The organism is Brevundimonas sp. NPDC046655 (assembly GCF_044901625.1).
Taxonomy (GTDB): domain Bacteria; phylum Pseudomonadota; class Alphaproteobacteria; order Caulobacterales; family Caulobacteraceae; genus Brevundimonas.
The window spans coordinates 324692-339291 of record NZ_JBJDPV010000004.1 but is presented as its reverse complement, the minus strand read 5'-3'; the positions used below and the strand labels follow the sequence as shown (position 1 = coordinate 339291).

The 14600-nt window shown below is 68.6% G+C and carries 14 protein-coding genes; 10 read left to right on the top strand and 4 right to left on the bottom strand.

Annotated elements, in window-relative coordinates:
* Positions 1 to 55 precede the first annotated feature (55 nt).
* From ACI2KI_RS13330 to ACI2KI_RS13320, 3 genes are all read left to right on the top strand, one after another.
* Complete coding sequence (locus tag ACI2KI_RS13330; RefSeq protein WP_404620776.1) at positions 56 to 2422, top strand: glycosyl hydrolase family 95 catalytic domain-containing protein; 2367 nt, start codon at positions 56 to 58, stop codon at positions 2420 to 2422.
* A gap of 76 nt (positions 2423 to 2498) precedes the next feature.
* A complete protein-coding gene (gene metK / locus ACI2KI_RS13325) occupies positions 2499 to 3695 on the top strand; it encodes a methionine adenosyltransferase (RefSeq protein WP_404620774.1) in 1197 nt (398 codons plus the stop codon).
* A 165-nt stretch (positions 3696 to 3860) separates the two neighbouring features.
* Positions 3861 to 5093: an argininosuccinate synthase gene (locus ACI2KI_RS13320; RefSeq protein WP_404620772.1), complete on the top strand. Its 1233-nt coding sequence runs from the start codon at positions 3861 to 3863 to the stop codon at positions 5091 to 5093.
* Positions 5094 to 5110: 17 nt separating this feature from the next.
* Here ACI2KI_RS13320 and ACI2KI_RS13315 read toward each other — a convergent pair whose 3' ends face one another.
* Positions 5111 to 6433 carry a PQQ-dependent sugar dehydrogenase gene (locus ACI2KI_RS13315; RefSeq protein ID WP_404620770.1) on the bottom strand — a complete coding sequence of 441 codons (1323 nt, stop codon included), beginning with the start codon at positions 6431 to 6433 and terminating at the stop codon, positions 5111 to 5113.
* 117 nt (positions 6434 to 6550) lie between these two features.
* Between ACI2KI_RS13315 and ACI2KI_RS13310 the strand changes: the two genes are divergently transcribed.
* From ACI2KI_RS13310 to ACI2KI_RS13295, 4 genes are all read left to right on the top strand, one after another.
* Complete coding sequence (locus ACI2KI_RS13310) at positions 6551 to 7054, top strand: hypothetical protein (protein ID WP_404620768.1); 504 nt, start codon at positions 6551 to 6553, stop codon at positions 7052 to 7054.
* Positions 7055 to 7171: 117 nt separating this feature from the next.
* The gene (locus tag ACI2KI_RS13305) at positions 7172 to 7702 is read left to right on the top strand and encodes a hypothetical protein (protein ID WP_404620766.1); all 531 of its coding nucleotides are present in this window, start codon (positions 7172 to 7174) and stop codon (positions 7700 to 7702) included.
* A gap of 52 nt (positions 7703 to 7754) precedes the next feature.
* Complete coding sequence (locus ACI2KI_RS13300; protein WP_404620764.1) at positions 7755 to 8393, top strand: LysE family translocator; 639 nt, start codon at positions 7755 to 7757, stop codon at positions 8391 to 8393.
* 87 nt (positions 8394 to 8480) lie between these two features.
* Positions 8481 to 9038 (top strand): CC0125/CC1285 family lipoprotein, encoded by a 558-nt coding sequence (locus ACI2KI_RS13295; RefSeq protein WP_404620762.1) that lies wholly within the window; start codon positions 8481 to 8483, stop codon positions 9036 to 9038.
* A 170-nt stretch (positions 9039 to 9208) separates the two neighbouring features.
* On the opposite strand, the gene ACI2KI_RS13290 is transcribed toward ACI2KI_RS13295, so the two are convergent.
* The gene (locus tag ACI2KI_RS13290; RefSeq protein ID WP_292084801.1) at positions 9209 to 9949 is read right to left on the bottom strand and encodes a DUF6065 family protein; all 741 of its coding nucleotides are present in this window, start codon (positions 9947 to 9949) and stop codon (positions 9209 to 9211) included.
* An 87-nt stretch (positions 9950 to 10036) separates the two neighbouring features.
* Here ACI2KI_RS13290 and ACI2KI_RS13285 point away from each other — a divergent pair, with 87 nt between their 5' ends.
* Positions 10037 to 10591 carry a prolyl-tRNA synthetase associated domain-containing protein gene (locus tag ACI2KI_RS13285; RefSeq protein WP_404620760.1) on the top strand — a complete coding sequence of 185 codons (555 nt, stop codon included), beginning with the start codon at positions 10037 to 10039 and terminating at the stop codon, positions 10589 to 10591.
* A gap of 4 nt (positions 10592 to 10595) precedes the next feature.
* On the opposite strand, the gene ACI2KI_RS13280 is transcribed toward ACI2KI_RS13285, so the two are convergent.
* Together ACI2KI_RS13280 and ACI2KI_RS13275 are read right to left on the bottom strand one after the other, a co-directional pair.
* Positions 10596 to 11051, bottom strand: coding sequence for a MarR family winged helix-turn-helix transcriptional regulator (locus tag ACI2KI_RS13280; protein WP_404620758.1), 456 nt, complete (start codon positions 11049 to 11051; stop codon positions 10596 to 10598).
* 15 nt (positions 11052 to 11066) lie between these two features.
* Complete coding sequence (locus ACI2KI_RS13275) at positions 11067 to 12362, bottom strand: S41 family peptidase (RefSeq protein WP_404620756.1); 1296 nt, start codon at positions 12360 to 12362, stop codon at positions 11067 to 11069.
* Between the two features lie 530 nt (positions 12363 to 12892).
* Between ACI2KI_RS13275 and ACI2KI_RS13270 the strand changes: the two genes are divergently transcribed.
* Positions 12893 to 13786 carry a tetratricopeptide repeat protein gene (locus ACI2KI_RS13270; RefSeq protein ID WP_404620754.1) on the top strand — a complete coding sequence of 298 codons (894 nt, stop codon included), beginning with the start codon at positions 12893 to 12895 and terminating at the stop codon, positions 13784 to 13786.
* Between the two features lie 13 nt (positions 13787 to 13799).
* The gene (locus tag ACI2KI_RS13265; protein ID WP_404620752.1) at positions 13800 to 14456 is read left to right on the top strand and encodes an LON peptidase substrate-binding domain-containing protein; all 657 of its coding nucleotides are present in this window, start codon (positions 13800 to 13802) and stop codon (positions 14454 to 14456) included.
* Positions 14457 to 14600 lie beyond the last annotated feature (144 nt).

Below are 14600 nucleotides of genomic sequence, written 5' to 3'. Positions count from 1 at the left end.
GCTCTGTTTCATCGTATCATACTACTAATTGATCCGAGAAGGTGGGGAGGCGGGAATGACGACGTTCAAGGCGGGTGCGGCAGGGTTCAATCGACGGCGACTGCTGATGGGCGCCGCGGCCACGGCGGCCTTCGCGGGCGCAGGGCCGATGGTTCTGGCCCAGCCGACCGTCGTTCCCCTGCCGCGCATCGGCGACGAGGCCGAGCCCAAGCTCTGGTATCGCAGTCCGGCCGAGGCCTGGGTCGAGGCCCTGCCGGTCGGCAACGGCCGGCTGGGCGCCATGGTCTTCGGCGGGGTCGCCCGCGAGCGGCTGCAGCTGAACGAGGACAGCCTGTGGGCCGGCGGCCCCTATGATCCCTCCAGCCCCGACGCGCTCAAGGCCCTGCCGGAGGTGCGCCGCCTGATCTTCGAGGGCCGCTATCCGGAGGCCCAGGCCCTGGCCCAGGCCCGGATGATGGCCCGGCCGATCCGGCAGATGAGCTATCAGACCATCGGCGACCTGCTCCTGACCTTCGGCGTCCGATCGGGCGCGAGCGGCTATCGGCGTGAGCTGGATCTGGATCAGGCCCTGGCCACGACGGAGTACCGCCTGGACGGCGTCGGCTATCGCCGCGAAGTGTTCGCTTCACGCCCCGACGACGTCATCGTCGTGCGGCTGACCGCCGACCGCCCGGGCGCGCTGAGCTTCGACGCCGGCTTCGAGACGCCCCAGGCGGGCGACGCCGCCGTCGAGGACGGGGATCTGGTCCTGACCGGCCGCAACGGCTCCCAGTTCGACATCCCCGCCGCCTTGAGCTTCGAGACACGGGTTCGCATCCTGCCGCGCGGCGGGCGCGCGTTCGGCAAGGACGGCGCCCTGCGCGTCGAAGGCGCCGACGAGGCCCTGATCCTGATCGCCATGGCCACCAGCCACGTGGGCCCCAGGGACGTCAGCGGCGATCCGCGCGCCCGGACCCTGGCCGCCCGGGCGAGGCTGGATGCGGATTTCGACCGGCTGAAGGCGCGCCATCTGGCGGACTACCAGCCCCTGTTCCGACGCGTCGGTTTCGCCGTCGGGACCACCGAGGCCGCGCAAAGACCGACCGACCAGCGGGTCGCCAACTCCGCCACCCTCGACGATCCGGCCCTGGCCGCCCTCTACTTCCAGTACGGCCGCTACCTGCTGCTGGCCTGTTCGCGCCCGGGGACCCAGCCGGCCAATCTTCAGGGCCTGTGGAACGACAAGACCAGCCCGCCGTGGGGCTCGAAATACACGATCAACATCAACACCGAGATGAACTACTGGCCCGCCGAGCCCCTGGCCATGCAGGAGTGCGTCGAGCCCCTGATCGCCATGGTCAAGCAGATGGCCGAGACCGGCGCCGTCACCGCCCGCGTCAACTACGGCGCGCGCGGCTGGGTCTGCCATCACAACACCGACCTGTGGCGCGCCACCGCCCCCATCGACGGAGCCCGCTTCGGTCTGTGGCCCATGGGCGGCGCCTGGCTGTGCGAACACCTGTGGGACCACTATGACTACGGCCGCGACAAGGCCTATCTGGCCGAGGTCTATCCGGTGATGAAGGGGGCGGCCCAGTTCTTCCTCGACACCCTGGTCGAGCACCCGGACGGCTCGGGCCTGGTCACCTGTCCGTCGCTGTCGCCGGAGAACCTGCACCCGTTCGGGGCCGCGGTCTGCGCCGGCCCCGCCATGGACAGCCAGATCCTGCGTGACCTGTTCGCCCATGTCGCCGAGGCCTCGCAGATCCTGCGCAAGGACGCCGCTTTCCGCCGTGAGGTGCTGGCCGCCCGCGCCCGCCTGCCCGCCGACCGCATCGGCAAGGCTGGCCAGTTGCAGGAATGGCTGGAGGACTGGGACATGGCGGCGCCCGAGCCGCACCACCGCCACGTCTCGCACCTCTACGCCCTCTTCCCCAGCTGGCAGATCTCGCGCCGCGACACCCCTGATCTCGCCCTGGCCGCCCGGACCTCGTTGGAGCAGCGCGGCGACCTGTCGACCGGCTGGGCCATCGGCTGGCGCATCAACCTGTGGGCGCGCCTGGGCGACGGCGACCGGACCCACCGCGTACTCAGGCTGCTGCTGGGCCCGGAACGCACCTACCCCAATCTGTTCGACGCCCATCCGCCCTTCCAGATCGACGGCAATTTCGGCGGAACCAACGGCATGGCGGAAATGATCGTCCAGTCGCGCCCGGGCGAGATCGAGATCCTGCCCGCCCTGCCCTCCGCCTGGCCGAAGGGCTGGCTGCGCGGCGTCCGGGCGCGCGGCGGCTTCGGCCTCGATGTCGCCTGGGCCGAGGGGCGGCCGACCGAGGTGGTGCTGCGCGGCGCGCCGGGCGACGAAACGCGCGTCCGCCACGCCGACGTCGTCCGCACCGTGAAGATCCCGCCGAGCGGAGAGACGCGCCTGGACTTCGCCTGACGCAGCGACAGCGCACTTGAAGGTATAAGCATATCTTTATATGTCTGTCGGCCTCACCGTCTTGCAGGAGCCTGCCTTGGCCCGTTCGTCGTTTCTGTTCACCTCCGAGAGCGTCTCGGAAGGCCACCCCGACAAGGTCGCGGACCAGATCTCCGACTCCATCGTCGATCTGTTCCTGTCCAAGGACCCCGAGGCGCGCGTGGCGTGCGAGACCCTGACGACGACCAATCTGGTGGTTCTGGCCGGCGAGATCCGCGGCGAGGGCATCATGGACACGGAAGGCAACTGGGCCCCCGGCGTCGAGCAGGAGATCGAGGACACGGTGCGCGGCGTGGTGCGCGACATCGGCTATGAGCAGGACGGCTTCCACTGGAAGACCTTCCGCTTCGAGAACAACCTGCACCCGCAGTCGGCCCACATCGCCCAGGGCGTCGACGCCGGCGAGGACAAGGACGAGGGCGCGGGGGACCAGGGCATCATGTTCGGCTACGCCTCGAACGAGACGCCCGAGCTGATGCCGGCCACCCTGCAATACAGCCACAACATCCTGAAGGCCCTGGCCGAGGCCCGCCATTCGGGCCAGGAGCCGGGCCTGGAGCCCGACGCCAAGAGCCAGGTGACGCTCTTCTACGAAAACGGCCGCCCGGTGCGCGCTGCCTCGATCGTGGTCTCGACCCAGCACAAGGACGGCCTCAGCCAGGATCAGGTCGCCGCCATCGTCAAACCCTATGTCGAGAAGGTGCTGCCGCAGGGCTTCATCACCAACGAGACCGAGTGGCACATCAACCCGACCGGCACCTTCGTGATCGGCGGGCCCGACGGCGACGCCGGGGTGACCGGGCGCAAGATCATCGTCGACACCTACGGGGGCGCGGCCCCGCACGGCGGCGGCGCCTTCTCGGGCAAGGACCCGACCAAGGTCGACCGCTCGGCCGCCTACGCCTGCCGCTACCTGGCCAAGAACGTGGTCGCCGCCGGCCTGGCCGACCGCTGCACCATCCAGATTTCCTACGCCATCGGCGTGTCCAAGCCCCTGTCGGTCCACGTCGACCTGCACGGCACGGGCAAGATCGACGAGGCGGTGCTGGAAGCCGAACTGCCCAAGCTGATCGGCGGCGCCTCGCCGCGCGCCATCCGCGAGCACCTGGGCCTGAACAAGCCCATCTATCGCCGCAGCGCCGCCTATGGCCACTTCGGCCGCACGCCCGACGCCGACGGCGGCTTCAGCTGGGAAAAGACCGATCTGGTCGACAAGCTGAAGGCCCTCGTCTGAGCCCCGCAGTCGCCTGAATGAGAAAGGGCGTCGCGGCTTCGGTCGCGGCGCCCTTTTCACATCCGGGGCCCGCAACACAATCATGCCCTTGCATCAGGCGGCGTCTGGTCCTTTAAGCGCGCCAGACACGCCTCCCCGCGTTTTCCCGAAAGGAAGTTTCGACCGATGACCTCGCCCGCCCCCAAGAAAGTCGTCCTCGCCTATTCGGGCGGGCTGGACACGTCGATCATCCTGAAGTGGCTGCAGGAGGAATACGGCGCCGAGGTCATCACCTTCACCGCCGACCTGGGCCAGGGCGAAGAGCTGGCTCCCGCCAAGGAAAAGGCGCTGAAGCTGGGCATCAAGCCCGAGAACATCTTCATCGACGACCTGCGCGAAGAGTTCGTGCGCGACTTCGTCTTCCCCATGTTCCGCGCCAACGCCCTCTATGAAGGCCAGTACCTGCTCGGCACCTCGATCGCGCGTCCGCTGATCGCCAAGCGCCAGATCGAGATCGCCCGCCAGCTGGGCGCCGACGCCGTCTGTCACGGCGCCACCGGCAAGGGCAACGACCAGGTCCGCTTCGAGCTGGGCTACTACGCCCTCAACCCCGACATCCACGTCATCGCCCCCTGGCGCGAGTGGGAGTTCCGTTCGCGCGAGGCCCTGCTGGACTTCGCCGAAAAGCACCAGATCCCGATCTCCAAGGACAAGCGCGGCGAGGCCCCCTTCTCGGTCGACGCCAACCTTCTGCACTCCTCGTCCGAGGGCAAGGTGCTGGAAGACCCGGCCGTCGAGGCCCCCGAGTTCGTGCACCAGCGCACCATCTCGCCGGAAGCCGCCCCTGACGTGGCCACGGTCATCGAGATCGGTTTCGAGAAGGGCGACGCCGTCTCGATCAACGGCGAGGCCATGTCGCCCGCCACCCTGCTGACCGCCCTGAACCAGTACGGCCACGATAACGGCATCGGCCGTCTGGACCTGGTGGAGAACCGCTTCGTCGGCATGAAGTCGCGCGGCGTCTACGAGACCCCGGGCGGGACCATCCTGCTGGCCGCCCACCGCGGCATCGAGTCCATCACCCTGGACCGCGGCGCCATGCACCTGAAGGACGAACTGGCGGTCAAGTACGCCCACCTCGTCTACAACGGCTTCTGGTTCTCGCCCGAGCGCGAGATGCTGCAGGCCGCCGTCGACAAGAGCCAGGAGAAGGTCTCGGGCACGGTCAAGGTCAAGCTCTACAAGGGCAGCGCCACGGTCATCGGCCGCGAGAGCCCCTACAGCCTCTATGACCAGGACCTGGTGACCTTCGAGGAAGGCGTCCAGGCCTATGACCACAAGGACGCCGCCGGCTTCATCAAGCTGAACGCCCTGCGCCTGCGCGTCCTGGCCAAGCGCGACGCCCGCACCAAGGGCTAAAACCTAAAGACCAAAGCCTAGGGCCGGGCGATCCTCAGGATCGCCCGGCTGCGGTCATCCGTGACCCAGATCGAGCCGTCGGCGGCCACCGCCATGACCACCGGCGAGCCGCGCGGCTGACGCCCGGCCACGCGATCCCAGCCCGGCGTCAGAACCTTCCCCTTCACGCTCGGCGCCCCGGCCGGATAGGCCAGCGATCCACGCGGATAGACGGCGTAACGCCCGCCCACATCGGTCAGCGGCACGCCTTGCGCATCCGTCTCCACCGCCGTGATCCGTCCCGCCGTGCGCCGATAGCCGTGCCAGGTCATCAGCAGCCGCCCGCGCAGTTCCGGGAACATCGCCCCCTCGTAATAGATCATGTCCAGCGGCGCCGCGTGCGGCGGCAGCAGGGCGACGGGCCGATCCCGCTCGCCGCAGCGCGCCTGACGGGCGGGCCAGCCCGGCAAGGGCGTTTCCAAGTCCAAGCAATAGGGCCAGCCGTAATGCCCGCCCTGCCGCAGCACATTGACCTCGTCGAACGGATGCTCGGGCGTGGGCAGATCGACCGAGTTCTCGGCCTGCAGCACCGTCCCCGACGGATGGCGCACCAGGGCGATGGAGTTCCTCAGCCCGCTGGCGAAGACGCTGCTCTCCTCGGCCCAGCGCCCCTCCCCCTGATGGGCGCCCAGATAGGCGTGACGCCGCACCTGGGCCGTCGCCGCGCTCTCGACGCAAGCCCCGCGCGCATCCGTCTTCGGCTTGCCCGCCGCGTCCAGACAGCGGTCGCTCGGCGCCCCGACATTGACGAGCAGGTCGCCGTTGCCGTCGAAGACGAAGCTCGACAGGGGGTGACGGTTGTCGTGCAGCCGATTGTCCGGCAGGTCGCCGATCACGGTGCGCACGCTGGCCGCCGGATCCGCCGCCTCGGGGTCCAGGGTCAGGATGCGGTTCATCTCGGACACATAGATGCGCCCGTCCGGCCCGCGCGCCACCGTGTGCGGCATCGACAGGCCCCGCGCCAGACGCCGCCATTGCGCCGCGCCGTCCGCCGCGAACGACAGGCGCCAGACCGCCCCCTTGCCCGCCTCCCAGCCGCCCAGGTCGGTGACCAGCCAGTCGCCGTCGGCCAGTTGCATCAGGCCGCGCGGCATCCTCGGCCCCTCGCTTCCCGCGCCCTGCCAGACCAGACCCAGGCACAGGCCGGGCGCCATCCGCACCGTGGTCGCGGGCCGCCCGGCGCAGTCGCCGGACGTCGCATAGGCGCGCGCCGGGCTGCCTGTCTGGGCGCCCGTCGGCGTCCCCCCGGACAACAGACCCGCCGCAACAGACAGGCCAAGCAGAAGAAAAGATCGTTTCATGCCCCCATGCTGACGCTTGCTCTCGGCGTCTGACAAGGCCAACTTCGCCTTCAACCGAACCCTCGGTCTTGTCTTGCGGCGAGTATCGCACTCCCGCCCTGCCGGAGCCTTCCTTACATGTCCCTGCGTCTGACCCTCGCCGCCGCCGCGGCGACGCTCGCCTTCGCCGCGCCCGCCTTCGCCCAGGACGCCGCCCCCGCCGCCCCCGCCGCCCCCGCCGAGGCCGCCGCCCCCGCCAAGCCCAAGTCCCCCGCCGAGCTCGAGATGGAGGGCAAGGCCGCCGCCTTCCAGGCTCGCATGGAAAGCCTGCAGACCGAACTGAGCGCCGTGGTCGACGGCCCCGACGGCGGCGACGAAGCCAAGCGCATGGCCGCCGCCGACGCCATCCTGGCCAGCTACCAGCCCGATTTCGACGCCTTCGCCTCGGCCTTTGAGACCTTCCTCGACGGTCAACTGGCGGCGTCCACCGACGAAGCCGAACGCCAGCAGCTGACCGACGCCCGCAGCAAGGTCGGCCAGGCCATTCGCGGCATCGCCCCGCAGATCCGCGTCGCGGTCCAGCAGGCGATCACGGCGGCGGCCGCCGCTCCGGCCGCCACGGTCGTCGCGACGCCCAACTGAGGTCAGAACGGGGGGCGGTCCGGCCTCAGGTCGAGGCCGCCCCAGCCTTACCGCGATTTCACTTGAGGCCGGGCGGCGTTCGGCAGACCTTGCGGCGTCCGCTCAAGGAGGCCCCTGATGATCCGCGCCCTGTCGCTCGCCGCCGCCCTCGCCCTGCTGCCCGTCTCCGCCGCCGTGGCGCAGGAGGCCAGGACCGCCGCCGAGGTCCAGCTGGAAACCGCCGCCGCCGCCTTCGAGAAGAAGATGGAGGAGTTCGGCGAACGCGCCGAAGCCATCGAGGCGGACGCATCTCTGGGCGATACGGCCAAGGGCCTGCGCATCGCCGCCCTGTGGTCCGAGTACCAGCCCCACGTGACCGCCTTCACCGGCGTCGCCGCGCAACAGGCGAACCTGATCGCCCAGCAGGCCCTCGCCGATGTGGACATCGAAGCCGTCGTGACCGAGGCCATGGCCGGCGTCGCCCCCCTGGTTCAGGGCCTGGCGGTCAACAGCGCCTGGGCCCAGCCCGATCCCGACCAGATGGTGACCTACGGCCTCATGGCCGACTACGCCGTCGGCCAGTCGCTGGACGCCATCGAAGAGGTCCAAGAGGCCTTCGACGCCCCGCTGGCGCCCCCGGCGCCGCCCGCGCCGCCCGCCGAGGCCTGATCCCGTCCGACAAGGCTTGACCTGACCCGTCCCCCGCCGGAAAGGGGACGCCATGGCCGCGCTTCCTGTCGATCCGCATCTCTACGCCGCCTTCCTGGGCGTCATGGCCGTCATGGCCATCACCCCGGGCCCGGCCAACCTGTTCGCCGTGGCGACGGGCATGGAGAAGGGCCGCGCCTCGGCCCTGATCGGCGTGGTCGGCATGAACGCCGCCACCCTTGTCTGGTTCGGCGCCGCCGCCCTGGGTCTCGGCGCCCTGGTCGCCGCCTTCCCCCAGGTCTTTCGCATTATCGCCGTCCTCGGCGCCCTCTATGTCGCCTGGCTGGGGATCAAGGCCCTGCGCGGCGCCTTCGCCACCGCCGCTGAACCGGATCATGTCGAGGTCAGGCGAGGCCGCAGCGCCCTGATCGACGGCTTCACCGTCCAGATCGCCAATCCCAAGGCCATCCTCTTCTTCACCGCCGTCCTGCCGCCCTTTCTAGACGTGAACCGCCCGGTCGCGCCCCAGCTGGCCCTGTTCGCCCTGGCCACCATCGGCATGGACGTCCTGTCGATGAGCGCCTACGGCCTCGGCGGCGCCGCCCTGGCCAACCGGATGAACCAGCCCCGCTTCAAGCGCGGCTTCGGCATCTTCGTCGGCGCCCTGCTGATCCTTGCGGCGATCCTGATCGTCACCAGATTGCACGGATAGGCGTCTGTGTCGCAGCCTCAGGAACTTGGCTGTTCACCTGTCGTTCAGCACCAAGGACGTTCAGTGAACGCTCAAGGAGAACCTCCCATGAGAAATCTTCGTAAGACGTCGGTTCTGGTCGCCCTCGCCGGGGCCCTGGCCCTGGGCGCCTGCGCCACCGCCACCCCCTATCAGCCGGCGGGCCTCAACGGCCAGCGCGGCGGCTACGCCGAGCAGCGTCTGGAAGCCAATCGCTACGCCGTCAGCTTCTCGGGCAACTCGGTCACCTCGCGCGATCAGGTCGAAATGTCCCTGCTGCTGCGCTCGGCCGAGCTGACGGTCGAGAACGGCTACGACTGGTTCGCCACCGTGACCCGCGCCACCGACCGCGACACCCGCTTCTATACGACGCCCGATCCCTTCTACTACGACCGCTACGGCCCCTACTGGGGTCCGTCGTGGCGCTTCTACCAGCGCGGCTACTGGAGCACCTGGGATCCCTACTGGGGTCGCGACCGCGACATCCGTCAGGTCGACCGCTACGAGGCCACGGCCGAGATCGTCATGGGTCGCGGACCCAAGCCCGCCGGCGACGTCAACGCCTTCGACGCCCGCGAGGTCATCAACAACCTCGGCCCGCGCGTGATGCGACCTGTCTCTAGGTAAGAGGGCGCTATCGCTCGCCGCGCGGCGGCTCGCTGCTTGAGCGCAGAGCAATAGAGCCTGAACTAAAAACGCCCGCCTCAGTCGATGAGGCGGGCGCTTCTACTTCTGATCACGGCCTCAAGTAGCGCGAAGCGCGATAGGCCCCCTCAAGAAAGACCCTCGCGTCGGCGCTAGCCGACGCGAGGCGTCTTGAGGCGCCGCTTGTTGGCGTGGGTGGCCGGCGCCGAGCCCAGGTCCTCCGGCACCTCGCCCTTGAAGTAGAAGCGCTGCCAGGCCTCCTTGGCCGCGTCCGGATCGCCCGAGGCCAGGCGGGTGTTGAAGTCGGTGCGCGCCCGGTTCCAGGCGTCGAACTGGCCTCTCATGCCGGGATTGGATTCCAGCGAACGGATCACCGGTTCAAAGGCCTCCACCTTGCGATGCTCGATCGGCAGGATGAAGCAGAAGGGCTCGCCCTTCTCGAACCGCACCTTGCCCGGCCGGGTGAAGATCCAGTTCATGGTGAAGGGGAAGGGCAGCCAGTCGGTCTCGATCAGGCCGGTCAGGGGCTGGATGCCGTCCTTGACGTGGTTCGGCGAGCCTTGCGCCAGCATCCCCCATCCGGGCGGCGTACGGAACAGGTACTGGGGGTGCATGGTCAGCACCCCGCGCGAGAAGTGCGAGGTGACGAAGTGGTCCATCTCCGGCTGGTGCCGGTCGGGCGTGATCTTGATGTCGGACTGGGCCGGCCCGCCGTTCCACTCGGCGGTGAAGCCGAAGGGACAGAGGATCTCCCACCCCGTGGTGTTGGCCATGTTCAGCGGCAGACAGCGATAGGGGTGCCGGCTGGCGAAGGCGTCCATCCAGTTGCGCGACTGGCGGCCCGGCACCAGGTCGCACGGCCGAGCGGTCATCGGATAGCATTCCAGTTCCAAGACGCGGGCTCCCAAACAGGTCGAACAGGGGGTAACGATATCGTCTTTCTCCCCTATCGCCCCCGCCGCCCGTCCGACAAGGCCGAGATGACCGACACCGCTTCCGAACTGCCCGTCTGCGAAACTGCCGCTGATTTCGTCCCCGCCTACGACCGCCCCCGCCTGCTGGCCTGGATGGCTGAAAGCGGGATCAATCAAACCACCCACGACCACCCCGCCGTCTTCCGGGTGGAGGAAGGTCTGGAGCTCAAGGCCGACCTGCCCGGCCTCCACACCAAGAACCTCTTCCTCAAGGACAAGAAGGGCCGGCTGTGGCTGATCTCGGCGGCCCAGGACACGGTCATCGACCTGAAGCGCGCCCACAGGACCCTCGGCTCGGACCGCCTGTCCTTCGGCAACGAGGTGCTGATGTGGCAGACCCTCGGCGTCCGCCCCGGCTCGGTCACGGCGCTGGGCCTGATCAACGATGGGGATCGCCGCGTGACCTTCGTCCTGGACCAGCGCCTGTGGGAGGCCGACGTGGTCAACTTCCACCCCCTGACCAACACCGCCACCACCGCCCTGTCTCAGGCCGACTTCCGCCGCCTCCTGAGCCTGCTGGACCGCGCGCCCCTGGTGGTGGATTTCGACGCCCTGGACTGAGCCTTTAGACGTCCATGCGCGCGGCCAGAGGCCGGGCCTGCAGGGACTGGATGGCGCGCTTGATCGCGTCGAACACGGGGCCGGCGTCCTGCTCCATCTCGGCGTAGGCCCGCTCGAACGCGCCATCCAGGCTGTCGAGCAGGGCCAGCTGATCGCGCCCCCGTTCCGTGATCGCGATCAGGTTCACCCTCTGATCGGCGGGATCGGGCTGGCGGCTGACCAGTCCCAGGGTCACCAGCTTGGGGACCTTCTGCTGCAGCAGCTGGTGCGAACGGTCCAGCGCCCGCCCCAGATCGGCGACCGAGACCGGGCCCAGCATGGCGATGGCGCTCAACAGCGAAGACGACTTGACCGGAATGACCAGGCCGGCGCGCTTGAACACCTCGGCCGACTGCTGCTCGATCAATTCGCTCAACTGCTCGCTGAGGCGGCCCAGATAGGTCCGGTTCAACTCGATCATTCGCCTGACGGCTCCTCAATTCAGGCGACGATAGGCGGCCGTTTCGCCGGACTTCCACACCCGTTCCAGCCCGACCACGGCGCCGTTCGTCCGCACCAGACGAAAGCGGTAGTCATCCGTGCCCTGGACCGCAAACAGATCCTTGCCGATCGGGTCCAGCGCCAGAACAAAGCGCTCGCGCCAGTGATAGGCCAGGCCGCCGGACGTGCGCACCAGGGCCCGCCCCTCATAGGTCCCCGCCGCCTCATCCAGATCACGGGCGCTGGGCCTCTGGCCCGTCATCGCCCATTCGACCGGAACCAGCGCCCATTTGGCGTCCGCATCCCCGGCCTCCGCCCGGCTCTGCAGCAGGAATTTCTGCGCCGCCAGTAGGGCGTCCGAGGCCGGGACGATCAGGTCGGGGGTCACCCCGACCCCCTCGAAATCCTGACCCTTGATCGGATCGCGAATCTGGCCGAACGGCACCTGCAGCATGAAGCGGTCGTCGATCGGCACGCGGGTGACGGGATGGGCGCCGCCGCCGGTCTGCTCGCCGATCACGGTCGCCCGGCCGAGGCGCTGCAGCGAGAACGCCATCCACTCCGCCGAGGAAAAGGAGGTCGAGCCGGTCAGGACCACGACCGGCAGGTCGGCCGACCGCCGGCCCGACACGGCGGGCAGATTCCACTGGCTGCGCGCCACCTGAACCCCTTTTTCATTGTAGTTGTAGTCGAAGAACAGCTGATCCTTGCCCGCCGGATAGAGGTAGCTCATCAGGAACTGGGCCATCTCCAGAACCCCGCCATTGTTGTAGCGCAGATCGAAGATCAGACCCTTGGCCCCTTCGGCGAAGCGCATGGCCCCCACCGCCGCCTCCTGGCCGTATTGCGGGTCGGCGAAGAAGTCGAAGCGGACATAGGCCAGGTCCCCGTCCAGCCTTCGCGCGTCGCGGAAACCGAAATTGGCCGCGCGCTCGATGTCGCGTCGCGCCTGGGTGCTGCTCTCCCCGCCCGCCTTGGCCTGACGATCGGCGGCGACCTCGTCGGGATCAAAGGCCACGCTGAAGTGCAGGTCCTCGCTGGCCTTGACCAGACCCTGTGACAGGCTCTCGGCGAACGGCCTGGCCTCGATCGGCCCGGCCTGAACCCGCCGGTCCAGTTCGGCCGAGATGGCGGGGATGCGGTCGGGAAAGACGTAGTTCTGCTTCAGCGCCGTCTCCAGGCGCGCCACCACCTCTCTTTGCGCCCCCTGATCCAGGGTCTGCGCCCGGACGGACGCGGGGGTCAGCATCACCAACGCCAACAGGGAGACAAGAGCGCGTGACGTCATCATCGATTCAATCCTGAAATATATTGCGCAATATGTTGTATAAATCCCGATTGTCAAATCGACGCTCCCTCTCGGCGTCTTTCGGCTTCCCCTTGCGGAGCGCCGCGTTTCCCGGAATCGCCCTGCTGCCCCGTCTAGTATCGTCGTTATTTCGTCCTGCGCGCGCGCCGCGAGCGATGTTCGTGGCCCAGACCCTCAAGGGGAGGCGGTGTATGCGACTGTTGTGGAAAGCCCTCGCCGTGGGCGGCGTCGGTCTGGCCCTGACCGGATCGACCGCCCTGTCGCCTCTACCTGCCTCGAGGCCGTGACCGCGCCACGACCTCTTCTGGCGCAGCGCTCTGCTATGGCCGCCCTGAAACCCGGCCGCGCGGCGGTCGATTTCAGACGATTCAGACGAATTGGACTCTATTTTTTATCAACCGAGCGGCCCCTTGCGGCCAGACGTCTCAGCTTCGTCACTTGGCGCTTGATGAGGAGGCATCCCGACGCCATCTGATCCGTTACGATTCTTCGACCCTGATGCGGACCCGATCATGACCTTCGCCGATCCCAAGCTTTCCGACGACCTGATCAAGGACGGCACCGACGCCAGCTTCATGGCCGACGTCGTCGAGGCCTCGAAGCATCAGCCGGTCATCGTCGACTTCTGGGCCACCTGGTGCGGTCCGTGCCGCACCCTCGGCCCCGCTCTGGAGAAGGCCGTGCGCGGCGCCGCCGGCGCGGTGAAGATGGTCAAGATCGATGTGGATGCGAACCCGGCCTATGCGGGCCAGCTGCGGGTCCAGTCGATCCCGACGGTCTACGCCTTCGTCAACGGCCAGCCGGTCGACGGCTTCCAGGGCGCCATTCCCGACAGCCAGATCAAGGCCTTCATCGACAAGCTGACCGGCGGCGCCGGGGTCAACACCGACGTCGAGCAGCTGCTGTCGCTGGGCGAGGAATCCCTGGCCCTCAACGACCTCGGCGGCGCAGCGCAAGCCTTCGCCCACGTCCTGACCATGGAGCCGGACAACCAGAAGGCTATCGCCGGCATGGCCCGCGTCTATCTGGCCGAGGACGACGCCGAGCAGGCGCGCCAGACCATCGCCATGGCGCCCGCGGACTCCACCGACCCCATGGTCCAGAGCGTGCGCGCCCAGCTGGCCCTGGCCGCAGCCGCGCCCACGGGCGCCAACGCCGAATTGGAAGCGAAGATCGCCGCCGATCCCAACGACCATCAGGCCCGCTATGACCTGTCCCTGGCCCTGGCTTCGACGGGCGATCTGAACGGCGCCGTCGATCAACTCCTGGCCATCGTCAAGGCCGACCGCGAGTGGAACGACCAGGCGGCGCGCAAGCAGCTTCTGACCGTGTTCGAGGCCGCCGGCGCCACCAGCGAGGTCGCCCGCGACGGTCGCCGTCGCCTGTCCTCCATCCTGTTCGCCTGATCGGAGACCGGCGATGGCCCAGGGCTATATCAAGGCGATCGAGCTGCCCCAGGTGATCCCGGTCTTCCCCCTGCCGGGGTCGATCCTGCTGTCGCGCGGCCAGCTGCCGCTGAATGTCTTCGAGCCGCGCTACCTGAACATGGTCGATGACGCCATGGCCGGGGACCGGGTCATCGGCCTGATCCAGCCCATAGGCGGTCTGGGCGTCCAGCCGCCGCTGGCCCGCGTCGGCTGCGCCGGGCGCATCACCAGCTTCAACGAGACCTCGGACGGCCGCTATCTGATCACCCTGACCGGGATTTGCCGCTTCAACGTGGCCAGCGAGCTGCAGGTCAAGACGCCCTATCGTCAGGTCCGCGCCGACTTCGCGCCGTTCGAAGCCGATCTGCGCGCCCCCGATCCCGCCGCTGATTTCGACCGTCACGGCTTCCTCGACGCCCTGCGCCCCTATCTGGAGCACCGGGGCCTGAACGTGGACTGGGACACCGCCGAGGCCGCGCCGCAAGAGGCCCTGATCAACAGCCTGGCCATGGCCCTGCCCTTCGAGGCCCCCGAAAAGCAGGCCCTGCTGGAAGCCGAGACCCTTGACGCCCGCGCCGAGGCCCTGACCGCCCTCCTGCGCATCGAAGCCGCCGCCAACGACGACGACGACGGCCCGGCGATGCAGTAGCGCGCCAGCCAACAGCGGCTTAGAACCCCTCCAACAGCGAGCCGCCGCGCGGCGAACCTCAGGGCGCAAAACGCCCTCAAACAGTGAGCGACCGCGTCGCGAACCATAGGGCCCAACTTCCTCAAGCAGCGAGCGCCCGTGGCG